10 protein-coding genes are annotated in these 13,479 nt (G+C 44.8%); 7 read left to right on the plus strand and 3 right to left on the minus strand.

The genetic code is table 11. From position 1 onward, the window contains the following. The first annotated feature begins 201 nt into the window (after window positions 1-201). Window positions 202-975 (plus strand): class I SAM-dependent methyltransferase, encoded by a 774-nt coding sequence (locus tag MKY84_RS05170; RefSeq protein ID WP_342528245.1) that lies wholly within the window; start codon window positions 202-204, stop codon window positions 973-975. 103 nt (window positions 976-1,078) lie between these two features. Here MKY84_RS05170 and MKY84_RS05175 read toward each other — a convergent pair whose 3' ends face one another. Next, the gene (locus tag MKY84_RS05175; protein ID WP_342528246.1) at window positions 1,079-1,666 is read right to left on the minus strand and encodes an SIS domain-containing protein; all 588 of its coding nucleotides are present in this window, start codon (window positions 1,664-1,666) and stop codon (window positions 1,079-1,081) included. Between the two features lie 530 nt (window positions 1,667-2,196). On the opposite strand from MKY84_RS05175, the gene MKY84_RS05180 reads away from it, so the two are divergent. From MKY84_RS05180 to MKY84_RS05190, 3 genes are all read left to right on the plus strand, one after another. Further along, window positions 2,197-3,717 carry a BCCT family transporter gene (locus MKY84_RS05180; protein ID WP_342528248.1) on the plus strand — a complete coding sequence of 507 codons (1,521 nt, stop codon included), beginning with the start codon at window positions 2,197-2,199 and terminating at the stop codon, window positions 3,715-3,717. 307 nt (window positions 3,718-4,024) lie between these two features. Continuing rightward, entirely contained in the window at window positions 4,025-4,474 is a 450-nt protein-coding gene (locus tag MKY84_RS05185; RefSeq protein WP_342528249.1) for a HEAT repeat domain-containing protein, read from the plus strand. Window positions 4,475-4,638: 164 nt separating this feature from the next. Continuing rightward, window positions 4,639-8,742 carry a tetratricopeptide repeat protein gene (locus tag MKY84_RS05190; RefSeq protein ID WP_342528251.1) on the plus strand — a complete coding sequence of 1,368 codons (4,104 nt, stop codon included), beginning with the start codon at window positions 4,639-4,641 and terminating at the stop codon, window positions 8,740-8,742. 277 nt (window positions 8,743-9,019) lie between these two features. On the opposite strand, the gene MKY84_RS05195 is transcribed toward MKY84_RS05190, so the two are convergent. Continuing rightward, entirely contained in the window at window positions 9,020-9,622 is a 603-nt protein-coding gene (locus tag MKY84_RS05195) for an HRDC domain-containing protein (RefSeq protein ID WP_342528252.1), read from the minus strand. A gap of 238 nt (window positions 9,623-9,860) precedes the next feature. Here MKY84_RS05195 and MKY84_RS05200 point away from each other — a divergent pair, with 238 nt between their 5' ends. Beyond that, window positions 9,861-10,592, plus strand: a complete 732-nt coding sequence (locus tag MKY84_RS05200; protein WP_342528253.1) for a sulfite exporter TauE/SafE family protein — start codon at window positions 9,861-9,863, stop codon at window positions 10,590-10,592. 33 nt (window positions 10,593-10,625) lie between these two features. Here MKY84_RS05200 and arr read toward each other — a convergent pair whose 3' ends face one another. Next, window positions 10,626-11,039, minus strand: a complete 414-nt coding sequence (gene arr / locus MKY84_RS05205; protein WP_342528254.1) for an NAD(+)--rifampin ADP-ribosyltransferase — start codon at window positions 11,037-11,039, stop codon at window positions 10,626-10,628. A gap of 159 nt (window positions 11,040-11,198) precedes the next feature. Here arr and MKY84_RS05210 point away from each other — a divergent pair, with 159 nt between their 5' ends. Both MKY84_RS05210 and MKY84_RS05215 read left to right on the plus strand, forming a co-directional pair. Then, window positions 11,199-12,752, plus strand: a complete 1,554-nt coding sequence (locus MKY84_RS05210; protein ID WP_342528255.1) for a sensor histidine kinase — start codon at window positions 11,199-11,201, stop codon at window positions 12,750-12,752. Between the two features lie 4 nt (window positions 12,753-12,756). Next, entirely contained in the window at window positions 12,757-13,446 is a 690-nt protein-coding gene (locus tag MKY84_RS05215) for a response regulator (RefSeq protein WP_342528256.1), read from the plus strand. Window positions 13,447-13,479: the final 33 nt, after the last annotated feature.

The raw sequence follows: 13,479 nt of genomic DNA on the forward strand, positions 1-13,479 counted from the left end.
AATGTGCATAAACGAAGGAGCAACCGCATCAACACGCGGTTGCTCCTTTATTTTTATGCAATTGTCGTTCATAATCTGAATTGTGTAGCGCACAGGTACCTCAGAGGAAAAAAGTTCCAATGGGTTTCTGGTTCGCTAAAATGAATTAGAATCTTATAAAACATATCTTCTGACCAACTTGTTATTTAAGGAGAATCCCTCATGCAGACGTACATTCCCCATCATTTCTATCAACTGTTAGTACATCAAATGCCTACTCGCCTAACGCCTTCCGTAATTCTAGATGTCGGCTGCGGGGAAGGCTGGATGACTCGTGAGCTTTCTCGTCATCATCCGGAAGCGAAGGTGGTGGGCATCGATAGAAACTATAAAGCGATTCAAAAATGTCGTTATCTTGCTGCTACAGAAAATCTTCCGGTCGATTATCAGGTTGCCAATATTGATTCGCACCGATTCGCTACTGATGAAAGGTTTGACCTCATTACTTGCCATAATGTGCTCGCGCACTGCCAGAACCCAAAGCAGGTTTTACGTAAGTTGATAGACCAGCTCCAACTTGAGGGTCAGCTTTCACTAGTTATTGAAAATCCGGCAGCTAAGTCGATCGAGCACTCTTTCCGTCAACAAGGGATTGATTGGACTCGTATTGCCAAGGATCCAGCGAAGCTACTAGACTGGTTTCGACCCTTTCAAGAGCTAGTCGATCAAACGATTACAAAGCGAACAGACCAACGAGTTTTGTTGCCGCTACTTGCTATTGAGTCGTTTTTAAATGAATGGGAAGATATCACGTATCGAGCCAGAGGACTCAGTGTTTTCATGGACTACTGTGAAAACGATGAAGTCCTCGATTCTGAACAGCTGAAGCTTGAAGAAGAACTTAGTGGAACAGCAGAGTATGTGAAGTATTCTTATTTTTACCATGTTGTAGTGCAGAAGACCATTTTGGAGGTACCTGTGCACCGAACTAATTAGTTTATTCACTACAATTTCATAAATATGAAGGAGCAACCGCCTCGTATGGCGGTTGCTCCTTCATTTATACAAATTGTGTTGAATTGTTCGGTGCACAGGTACCTCAGAGGGGATTTCTGGAAAAAACATCACGTTCTGCTTTCTTCAAATATAAAGCAGTGAACACTTCTTCCATGAAGATAAAGAAAACCGTTCGAGACTTCTCATAAGGCAAGCGGTCACCAGGTTGTTGAGATTGTGTTAGATAAAAAACATGGTCTGCTTTTTGGTGAGAGGTGGGATCATATTCTTCTAGTACAAACAGGCCAGTAGTCCCTTTTTGTTTGGCTGTTTCGAATAACCGTTCATAAGAAGCAAATTCACCAGTAACTGAAAAAACGATGAGAAGCGTGTTTTTGTCTACTAATTGAAGAGCCCGTTCCTCTTCTTGAGCCAGAATAATATTTTTTTTAGAGATAGTTTCCAATTTATACGTAAAGTATTCCAAACAGATATAGGAAGGACCGAGGCCAAATAAAACGATGCGGTCATATTCTTCAAAAAGTTCGACAAACCGGTCCACGAGAGATCTATCAAATTGCTCTAGAAAGAGTTGTAATCGCTCCATCTCATTTGAGGAAGTAGTTTTAGGAGGTGCAATTAACTGCCCTTGAAAAAATAATTTATACTGCTTAAAATTTTCGAACCCCATTTTTCGGACCATCTTTGAAATTTTCGAACTCGAAACACGACACTGAGTAGCCGCTTCCAAAATCTTAATATTCGTTTCTTTTTTCACCAGTTCCTTCAATTGATTATGAACAGTTTGTTCCAGTGAATTTAAATTACCCTCTTGAATATACAGGAGAGGCACCCCCTACTATGTCTATAATTCGGATTATATCATAATGGAAAATTTTCCGTATATATATAATAAGTTTTTTAAATAAGAAAATTTTCTGCTAGTATCGTTTACATTTTCGCGTGACTATAGTACGGTTAATGTGGGAATAGTAGAATATCGGTGGAAATTCTAAAAGTGATGTTCAGTTATAATTCATTTCGGATTTGTTTCATGTTGCGGTCCAGCGTAGGTAAGGGACCAGTGAAGCCTGCTTTGGCGAAGCAATCTGAACGTTGCATCACTCCGACCAAATTAAGAGAACCATGCACTTTACACTACTTAAAGCGTAGGTATAAGGTGTTTAGATAAAATTTACTAGAGGAAAAGGGGAAAAGGAGATGAAGAAGTTAAGAAATGCCGTATTTTGGCCACCATTTTTACTATTGATTGCCGCAGCGATCTTTAGCTTTACCAATCGCGATTTATTTATCGAGCTTGCAACTAGCGGGAATGATTGGTTATTAGCGAATGTTGGCTGGCTCTTTAGTTTAAGTGGACTTTTAATGTTAGTAACTGTAGTTTTTGTGTATTTTTCCCCATTAGGAAAAGTTCGAATTGGCGGTAAAAAAGCAAAACCGATGTTGAAACTGACCAACTGGATGGCCATTACGTTAACGACGACAATAGCAGCAGGCGTAACATTCTGGGGTATAGTCGAGCCGATTTATCACTTGACCGCTCCACCCGAATCGTTAGGGCTTGAAGCAAACAGTGGAGATGCAGCCATCTTCTCGATGGCTACCATGTACTTGCACTGGACGGTCACACCTTATGCCATCTATTGTATACCAGCTTTGATGTTTGCATTTGCATATTACAATATGCGCCGTCCATTTAGTTTGAGTTCAACTCTTGCGCCTCTATTTGGTGATAAGGTATCAGGCGGCTGGGGCAAATTAATTGATGCACTGTGTCTCTATACCTTAGCGCTAGGGATGGCAGCTGCAATGGGAACAAGTATTATCAACCTTGCAGGTGGTGTGAACTATCTAGCTGGATTTGAAAGTGGACCGACCCTATGGGCTATCATTGCCCTTGTGATCACAGTAACATTTGTCATTTCAGCTTCCACGGGTCTGATGAAAGGGATTCGGATCTTATCCGATATCAATATCAAAGCTTACATAGGAATCATCGCATTTCTATTTGTTGCAGGTCCAACTGCTTACATTCTAAATCTAGGAACAGAATCATTTGGTCATTTTCTATCCAACTTCTTTAAAATGAGTCTCTTTACAGGAGCTGGCGCAGGCGATTTATGGCCTCAGTGGTGGACAGTGTTTTACTGGGCAAACTGGTTCGCGTGGGCAGCCATTGCTGCATTGTTCTTAGGTAGAATCTCGTATGGCTACACAGTACGTGCTTTTATTTTAGTTAACTTTGCCTTGCCATCTGTCTTTGGTGCACTTTGGATGACTATTTTCGGAGGAACGGCAATTCACAAGCAGATGACAGAAGGAAAACTTGGCGATATCATGATTAACCAAGGACCTGAATCTGTGTTATATGCAGTGCTCGGGGACTTCCCGTTAGCTGCACTAATCATTCCAATCTACTTATTCATCGTGTTTATTTCGTTCGTAACAGCAGCCGACTCCAATATTTCAGCTATGGGAAGTATCAGTTCTACGGGCATCACTCCGGAAACACCTGAGCCAGGCATCTGGATCAAAGTGACATGGGGTGTCACCATCGGGGTCATCGCGTGGATCATGATTAGTTTCGCGAAAATTGATGGGATTAAAATGTTATCGAACCTTGGCGGTGTTCCAGCATTGATTCTCTGTCTGTTGATTGTCTTTGCGCTAATCAAGGTCGCAAAATCACCAGAGAAATATGATGTGACGGACAAGGACTGAGTTTTGAAAGCACCTGTTTTGAAGGTACCTGTGCACCGAACAAATTAATTTATTCACTACAATTTCATAAATATGAAGGAGCAACCGCCTCGTAAGGCGCTTGCTCCTTCATTTATGCAAATTGTGTTGAATTGTTCGGTGCACAGGTACCTCAGAGGGGATTTCTGGAAAATGCAAATCCCGTATTTTCAGTTATTTGTATACAACCGCAGTTCATACTATAATTAAGGGATAGCAGTGGAACTATACTAAATGATAGAAGACATAGTAAGTGAACAGCACTATGATTTGATGAGGAGAGATTTAGATGAATGAAAACAATACAGAAGCGGTCATTTCAGATTTGATTAAAGATGCCCGTGACCGATCAAGCTGGGAAACGCGCTTGAATGCAGTGAAAGAACTTGAAAACTACGATACGCCAAAAACGCATGATGTTATCATCAGCTTAGCTTTGCATGATCGCGTTTACGCAGTGAAAGAAGAAGCAGCGTCTATCGCCAACAGATTAGGCTTAAAAAAAGATGGCCAAAAAATCGTCGTGACCAAGAAAGATACGAAGTACAAAAACAGCGACTTCACGAAACTGTTTCACCAAGTGAAGCGAGAGCTTGAAATGGAAGAGTTCGATTTAGAGCTATTCAAAGAAAAATTTAGCACTGTCAATCCGGAAATGTACGACACGATGCAGTACGAGCACAAAGACAAGTTCGATACATGGGTTGAAAACAAATACATGAACTTGCCGAAAAAATAATAGCAGCCTTGATTTGCCCGACGACCTTGAACTCTCAAGGTCGTTTTTTTCATTCAACGCCTGATTCTTCCAACATATAAATAATTTGAAAAATCTCTATAATTTCACATCCGCAAATCGTATGATAAAGAAAGCAAGTCACTACATCAGAACGGAGCCCATGAATGACCACTTCCACTATAGAGAAATCCTTACTTCACATCATAAATGACTTATGGGAGCAAAAATCTCTCACAGCCTTAAAACAATTCCTGGCTGGACTTCGCAAAGAAGAAGACTACAATGCGTTGATTCAACAAGCTTACGACAATCACATGATGCAGTACGCAGATTTTTTGAAACGCCATGCACATAAGAAATTTAATTCTTTGCAAACGACGTTATGGCAAGCCGGCGTCTTGTTCAACCAAGGCCATTCTTTTAAAGCCGAAGAGCTAGTCGTGAATCGGGTGTTCCAGGAAAGTCTTGAGGGAGAAATTCCTCATAACTTACAAGTGGAAGCGGCGCATCTGCTTGCCCGTATTTACGGAGGCCTTTTGCGTTTTGAGGAAGCTGAACAGCAACATGCCCTTTTAGAAAAGTTGGAAAGTCTCACGCCACTCTATGAGGTCTATTTGCTGATGGATAAAATTGAGCGGGAACAGGCGATCACGCTGATCGAATCTCTTTCGGACGAGCAAAAATCTGAGTATCTACAGCGCCTGAATTTAATTTTAACGGATCTGTACATTTTGGAAGGAGAGCCTAAAAAGTCGCTTGAGTACATAACGGCTTGTCTAAATAGCCACCCCAATTCATTCATTTTACGTGCTGAACGTGTGCCGTCTCTGTATCTTGCGGAGGATTATGAACAGGCACTCTCAGAACTGCATGCGGTGAACGGGTTAAATCCGTTTCACCATTTAAAGAACTCTTTTGTCTACATTGAGGCGCATGCGCTGTATAAGCTGGAGCGATTTAATGAACTGGCCGAACACGTCAAGAAGCACGCAGCTTATTTTAAAAATGAACCTTATGAGTTTTTCTCAACTGAACACTCCGGAAAACGCGTGCAACTCGAGTTGCAGCAAAATGTTCAAAAGGTCAACTACTGCGTTCCAGCTTCACTGTCACTCATCTTGCAATCATTTGGAGTTCAAGAGGAGCAAGAAACAATCGCTCGTGCGGTGAAAGAAGACCAAGGTACGCAACTTTATCATGCACGTGAGTACATGACCGATAGCGGGTTTGAAAGTGTCTACTTCAAAGGAACCGTGGAAAATTACAAGAAACTGATCGACGCGGGCCTTCCTATCCTGCTGAGCACGTTGATTGAGATGAACGCTCATGTCCAGGTGGTGGTCGGTTACGATGATCAGCTTCAGACACTTTTGATCCAAGATCCAAATGACGTCAATCCGTTCAATCTTCGCTACGACAAGCTAAAAGAAACATACCAACTTCGCGACAACTTGAGTCTCGTTTTCTTCCCAAAGGAGAAGGCCTTTGTGCGTGAGTGGTTCGATGCAAACGATCATACTTTCTTTGAAGAACTTTATAAAGTGACCTCTGATGAGGACGAAGAAAACTTTGATGCCGCTGCTTTCTTCGAGAAGCACCCAGGGGACGTTTCGACAGCTGTCATCGGTCTGTTGATGCAGTCGAACGAAGTAGCTCAGGAAACGGCAGAAAAGTGGTTGGCGTTAGTGGCAGAGACATTCGGTGAATCGCATCGAGACGTGAAGCTCTTGCAAGCACACTACTATTTCTGGAAAGAGAAGTATGACAAGGCACTGGCTTGTCTCAAGTTTCCGGGGTTAGCTACGAATTCAAATGCGCAGTTTATCAAAGCGGTCAGTCATATGAAACTGGGCCAGGTGGAGTATGCATTAAAGGCATTCCACAGGTCGCTTGAGGGAAATCCTTATCAATCCATCGTCTACAGTTATTTAGCACGCATGGATCAGCAGATTGGCTATCATTTGCGTGCGTACAAGTGGGCAGAGATTGCGCTGCGCATGTCTCCAAAAGATGCGTTTGCACAGGCCACATTGGCTCTTGTCTATTTCGAAAACAGTGCCTATGAAGAAGCTTTTAGCCGCTTTGAAACGATGGCAAAAGAAAATCCGAAAGATGCCTATGCCGTCTATGAAATGGCGCGTGCTCGTCAGTACCAACTTCGCTTAAATGAAGCAGAGACACTTTACCGCAAGTCGCTAGATATGGACCCAAGTGAACCGTTTGCTTATTTACGCTTGGCAGAAATTCACGACACTGACCCGAAGAAGCACCGCGAAGTGTTGGAAGAAGGGCATGCCAAACTGCCTCAAGCAGTCGGGATTCTCATGGAGCTTGCTTCTCTTGAGTCCGACAACGGGAACTTTGCGAAAGCTCAACACTATTACGAGCAGGCGGCAATTGTTGAGCCGGAAGATGTGGAGCTTCAACTGCACATCGCGCAAACACTGTTGCAGCAAGACAAAAAAGACGAGGCATTGGCGATTGTTGACAAGACATTGCAACGAGAGGAACTGTCGGTGCTATTTGAGATTTCACGTTTTGCTGAAAACTTTGAGGACTGGACGTTGAAAGAGCGTATTGCCCGCCGATTAGAGGAACGCATCGAAACGGCAACGGGGGATGAGTTGGAAGACCTTGCGATTCATTACATCGATTTCTCAAATGAGCCGGTATTACTTGCACGTGTCGTGGATACATTCGCAAAGATTCGTTCGCGTGAGACAAGCCCTGAACTGTTGTCACTGGAAGGGCAGCTTTATGAACAGATGGGTATTTCCCAAACGGCAGAACAATTGTACAACAAGGCCAGCGACCACATCGTTGCACTGAATCAACTTGCAAGACTCTCAAATGAACGCGAAGATATGGAGGAATTCTTTGTTCGAATGAAGCGCTTATTGCGTATTGCGCCATTCCATGAGGAAGCCCTTCCGGCACTGATCGAGTTTTATGAACAACAAGGCGACTTTGCGACTGTCCTCAAAATTTGTTATTTCTCGTATCAGGCGTCGAAAGATTTAGTATCCGTGGATGCCATGTTGCGCGCAGCTCATGAAGAGGAAAAATTAGACGAACTCGCCCAGTTCTTTGCGAGTCTTCAAACGAAAGTCAGTCAGGAATGGTACTACGTAATACAAGCAGAAATTGCTCAAGCTAGCGGTAATCTGGAGCAGGCAGAGGAATTGTACTTATTAGCTACACAAGAATCCAATGCGTACCTTGCGCACAAGGTCTACCTCAACTTCTTGGTTGACACGGGTCGCTCGAAAGTAGCTCTGAAACAAGTGAAAGAATTAATGGCCCAACATCCAGAGGACGACGAGTTCACGGGAATCTTCCTGCTCATTTTGCAGAATCAGAAGAAGACCCTACTGGCCAATCGCCATCTCAAAAAGCTGCCGAAAGACCAATGGGCACTGCATTATCAAAACCTTGCTTCCCATATGGAAAGCAACTTCTTCCAACTGGCGGAAGATGAAGAAAGTGGTCTCGCAGCGGTGGTTTCAAAAGGGAAGCAAATCTATTACGCTGGATATGCTATCACTTTCTACGAGGAAGCGCGTAAACTGCTGCCAGGAGATGAGCAACCGGCAATCAAATTGGCTGAATTCTATCTAAATTCGAACCAACCAGAAGAAGCGATCAAGCTGCTACTTTCTTATGCGAAAGTCGAGGGTTCTGCAGCCGAACGTTTCTTGATACTGGCTTACGGGCTCAAGCTTGAACAGAAGCCAAATGCCAAGGACAATCAAGAAGTTCGAAAGCGAATCGCTTCCTTATTAGAACGCACGCCACACGATTTGCAGCTCTACGACGGTTTGGCCCAGTCGTATGCCTTCGAAGAAGAGTACCAGCGTGCCATCGACGTGCTCGAGCAAGGTTTACAGATTAGCCCATACTATGTGGAATTCTACTCGATGATTTGGAAATCACTCGAATTCTTGCATGGTGACAAAGCTGGCCCGTATTTGAAGAACTTCAACAAGCGGCTAACAGCCATCGTTCAGCAACACAACGAATTCCGGATCGGCCGTGCCGTATCATTTGTCGATTTAGGCGACACCGAAGCAGCCAGTGAACTACTCGCCACCTTCGACAAAAACTCTGGCTTCTACGATGCTTCCCGGTACGAACGGGCTCGCGTCGAAGTCCTGCTCGGCAACAAAAACGAAGCGCGAAAACTATTGCGTAGCGTCTTAGCTAACGACGAAGACGGCTCCTACGAAGCACTCGCTTCTGAGGATGAGTTGTTGGTTGGGCTGTTGTAGAGCGGGGGCTTAGAAGGTACCTGTGCACCAAACAATTCAACACAATTTGCATAAACGAAGGAGCAACCGCGACATACCGCGGTTGCTCCTTATTAATTATGCAATTGTAGTTCATAATCAGAATTGTGTAGTGCACAGGTACCTAAAATCCCAGGTACCTAAAATCCGAGGTACCTAAAATCCCCAATTTGAGCAAAGACCTTTGCACATAAGGACCTCACGATTAAAGTAAATCCCCAAGTAAAAAGACCGCCCCAATTGTAAGGGCGGTCTCTGATCAAGCACTTGTCTCGTCTGGCACTGCAAGGTCCTCAGCAAGAATCCTTTGCCGAACCACATCGAGAATCGCTTCGCCATGGTCTTCTAATTTCCTCTGTCCAATTCCATAAATGGTCGCAAGTTCTTCTAGAGTAGTCGGCTTTTTCTCCGCTATAGCGAGCAAGGTTTGATTGGTGAAAATGACGTAAGCAGGCTGCGCGAGTTGAGTGGATCGTTCATAGCGAAATTGACGCAATGCAAGTTTGACTTTTTCACTGGCATCGTCGAGCACCTCATCCAACGAAAAGACATTGCGCCTTGCCGCTCTGGAAAAATGGGTCCACTCAAATGATTGGGGAAGTCCAGTTTCATGGCGATGAATGATAACAAGTAGCTCTTCTCCAAATTCTTCTGCTTTTGTAAGGCTGATGCCGGGAACTCTGAGAAGTTCAAGAATCGTTTTTGGTCTAATCGAAACTAGCAGTTCAAGTGTTTTATTCGAGAAAATGTGGAAAGCTCGTCGATCAGTTTTACTTGCAAGGTGGTAGCGAAATGCTTTCAAAATCGCCTGAAGTTCATCAGGATTTCGTACTGGTGATGGTACGTCGGTGGTTGCTAACATGGGGTTCCTACTTTCTGAATTAGAATCAGCTTTCGGGGATAAATGTGGGTGAAATGGACGCAAATACGAGGCTCCATTTAAAGTGTAATCTACCGGCGATTAATATACAAATAATTCCGATAATTAATTGAAATCGACTATCCAGAAGTCATCGGTTTTACTTATAAACAATCATAAAATAGATTAAATTTATTTATCATTAGGACAGGCGTATAGTGAGGGTAAAGAGGTGATAGGTGTGGAGTACATAGTGATGTTCGGAATCGGCCTGCTTGCCACCACGCTCGGAACGCTCGCTGGGGGCGGTGGATTGATCAGTTTACCGGCCATGTTGCTACTCGGAATTCCAGTTCATTCTGCCATTGGAGCCAACAAAGTTTCCAACACGGTCAGCTCATTTTCGAGCTTCTACTATTTAATCAAAAAGAAAACCATCACGTTGAAAGAATCGGTTTGGTTGGTTCCGGTCAGTCTGCTGGGAGGTATCACGGGAGGTTTGATTGCAACGGCTATTCCGGAAGAGCAGATGTATGTCGTGGTCAGCATTCTCTTACTATTCGCTTTTGTAACATCATTTTTTGGGAAGAAAGGATTTGGTGGAACTTCAGATCTTGAGATTTCAAAGAAAAGTGTAGCGGGCCTTTACAGTATTGGAATTTATGACGGCATGTTCGGGCCTGGTCAAGGGACGCTGATGCTCTACTTATTCAGCTATTTGAACATTTCCTACATCCGCGCAATCGGATTTGTGCGCTTGGCGACATTCTCCAGTTGTTTTGGAGCTGCTGCCACCTATATAGCAGCTGGCGAAATCATTTGGCCTTTGACGCTTGCCCTTTTGGTGGGCTCAGTTGCGGGAGCGCAAGCTGGAGTTCGTATCGCGGAAAAGTTGAATCCGAAGTATGTGAAGCCCATTTTGCGGGTGGTGACAATCTTGTTGTTGGTGCAGATTCTATGGACGAGATTTTAATATCATAAGCCCGCACTTAAAGCGGGCTTGATTTCAATCTTCAATCACATTTTTGCCTTCTGTAGTCAACTTTTCTAAAGCCGCATACATCGCCGCAATCTGTTCGTCGGAGTGGCGCTCCCACTTCCCGAGCTCTGCCACAATTTTTAGAGGCGAAGTAGAGCGGTAAGAACGTGTAGGGTTTCCAGGAAAGCGTTTGTCAGTAAGGTTCGGATCATTTTCAAAGTCTCCAGTAGGTTCGACCAGATAAATGTGTTCCTGCTCGCCATTCTGCGCAAGTTCAGCACCCCATTTGGCCGCGTCCAACGTGGCTGTAAAGTAGATGTGGCTCAGCGCCTGATCCTGATAATTGGACATGCGACGAGGCACCAACAATTCGCCAAGCTTTAGGTCAGCTTTCGTCCCATGAAAGAAAGGTCCAGCATCAAGAGGTTTGTGTTCCGTCAATTGTCTCCACTCCTTTGACTCGTAGTAGTTCAAGTATAAGAGGGGTACCCGGCAAAAGGTAGTCTGTTTGTAAAACAGAATTCGTGCTAAACTTAGAGTAAAGATGTTCTTGCCCTTGCGAAAGTGAGGGCTTTTTTCTATTCGGAAGGAGGGACTCTGGTGAATCGACTCAAACGCTCGCTGGCTGCACGGCTAGTGCTTACGATCAGTGCCATCATCTTGACGATCTGCGTGTTGTTTCTCGTCATGATCAATCACTATCTGCAAGATTCGATTGTCGAAGAGATGGGAGACAAGGCATTGACGAGTGCCTATTTGATAGCCGACCGACCTGACGTACTCGCTGCGTTTTCTGAAAGAGACCCAACGACTGTCCTCCAACCGATTGCGGAAGAAATTCGCCAGGAAACGGGAGCGACTTTTGTGGTGATTGGCAACGCGCAAGGTATTCGCTACACGCATCCGGACCCAGAGAAGATCGGTCTGTCGATGGTAGGTGGGGACAATGATTCAGCGCTCGTGAACCGAGAGGCGATTGTCTCCATCACAACGGGCTCTCTTGGAGAATCCATTCGTGGCAAGGTTCCGGTCATCGTAGACGATGAAGTGGTCGGTATTATTTCGGTTGGGTATTTGACTCAGGATATCCAGACGACCATCGCCACGGCTTTTCAAGGCTGGCTCCTCGTGTCCTTATTAGTGGCGCTAGGTGGATTTGGAGCAGCATGGCTCTTGGCGCTTTACGTGAAAAATCAACTACTTGGCATGCAGCCGACCGAGATTGCCGATCTCTATTCGGCTTACCACACCATCCTTGAAGAAACGACAGACGGAATTGTGCTTGCTTCCACTTCGAATGACGTCATCATTTCCAACGCACGTGCCAGAGAACTGATTCCTGCGCTACAACAAGGTGGTACGCTTCACGCCGTACTTCCGGAAAAACTGGTGAACGAAAAAAGCATTCGGGCCCTTGAGATTCCGCTTCAACAACAAGCAATCATCATCTCTAAAGCGCCATTAAAGCATGATCAAGGACCCGGCTATCTGTACTTCTTCCGGACGAAGCTCGAGTATGAAGAGCTGACAAACGAATTGACGCGGGTCAAGCAACAAGGACACATGCAGCGCGCAAAGACACATGAGTTCTCGAATAAACTGCATGTGCTTCTTGGCCTTTTGAAGCGCCAAAATGTTGCGGAAGCCATCTCATTCATTCGGCAGGAACAACAGGATTCCTCGACCCAGCAACAGATGCTAGGAAAGCAAGGACCTGTGCTGATTCAGGCTTTATTGGAAGGGAAGATTTCAGAGGCGAAAGAGCGAGGGATTGCTGTTACAGTAGAGGCAGAAGAGATTCTTGGAGATTATTCCGATTCCCAAATTGACGCCCTTGTCATGGCACTTGGCAACGTGTTGCAAAACGCTATCGAGGCTTTGCAAAAAGCTACACAAGAAGACAAAAGAATCCAAGTTGTTTTGCAAGAGTATAGACATGAACTGATCATCGAAGTGCAGGACAACGGACCCGGAATCGCTGATGAAACGGCAGCTCACATTTTTACGCTGGGCTACTCGACGAAAGACGGGTTCGACCGTGGCTATGGGCTGGCGCTCAGTGAACAAGCGCTTCAAAAAGTGGGAGGCACTCTTTTACTCGAAGAAAGTGATCTGGGTGGCGCTTGCTTCTTACTAACGTTAGAAAGGACGTGAAGAAATGGATATTTGGCTGCTAGAGGACGATTTTCGTATTGCGGCAATCCATGCCGACTACATAACAGCCCTGAAACCGGAGGCGCGCGTTCGTCAGTTTTTAACGGGAACTGCTCTTCAAGAAGCACTTCTGTTGGAGCAGCCGACCGTGTTATTGATGGACTTGTATATTCCAGACGTTGAAGGCTATGAACTTGTCAAACAGGTCAGAGCGACTTATCCGGCCATTCGGATTGTCATGGTGACGGCAGCTAATTCCCGGAAGGATGTTGAGACGCTTCATTCCTACGGCGTGTTCGATTACCTGGTGAAACCATTTGACGAGTCCCGACTTCATAAGACGTTCAAACAACTCGACAACACGGCGAAAGCACTTTCGTGCCAAGAAGCTGTCACCCAGAGTGAGATCGACGCGTTATTTTATTCGCCTGTACAAGTCTCTTCTGAAAAAGCATTTCCAAAAGGCATCGATGCGTTGACACTTGAAAAAGTCGCTCATTTGTTTCAGGAAAAAGGGCACTCGAGTCTTACAGCGACAGAGGTGAGTAGAATGATTGGCACCAGTCGTTCGACAGCGAGGCGATACCTGGAACACCTTGTAGAAGACGGGGTTTTGGAGACACAATTGCTGTATGGTTCAGTCGGGCGTCCAGAACGAAGTTATGTGCTGTGTGAAACTTATGAACAAAACTAATTTTATCTAGCTTAGTGAACGAATGACCGTATT

This window comes from Chryseomicrobium sp. FSL W7-1435, assembly GCF_038595005.1.
Lineage (GTDB): Bacteria > Bacillota > Bacilli > Bacillales_A > Planococcaceae > Chryseomicrobium.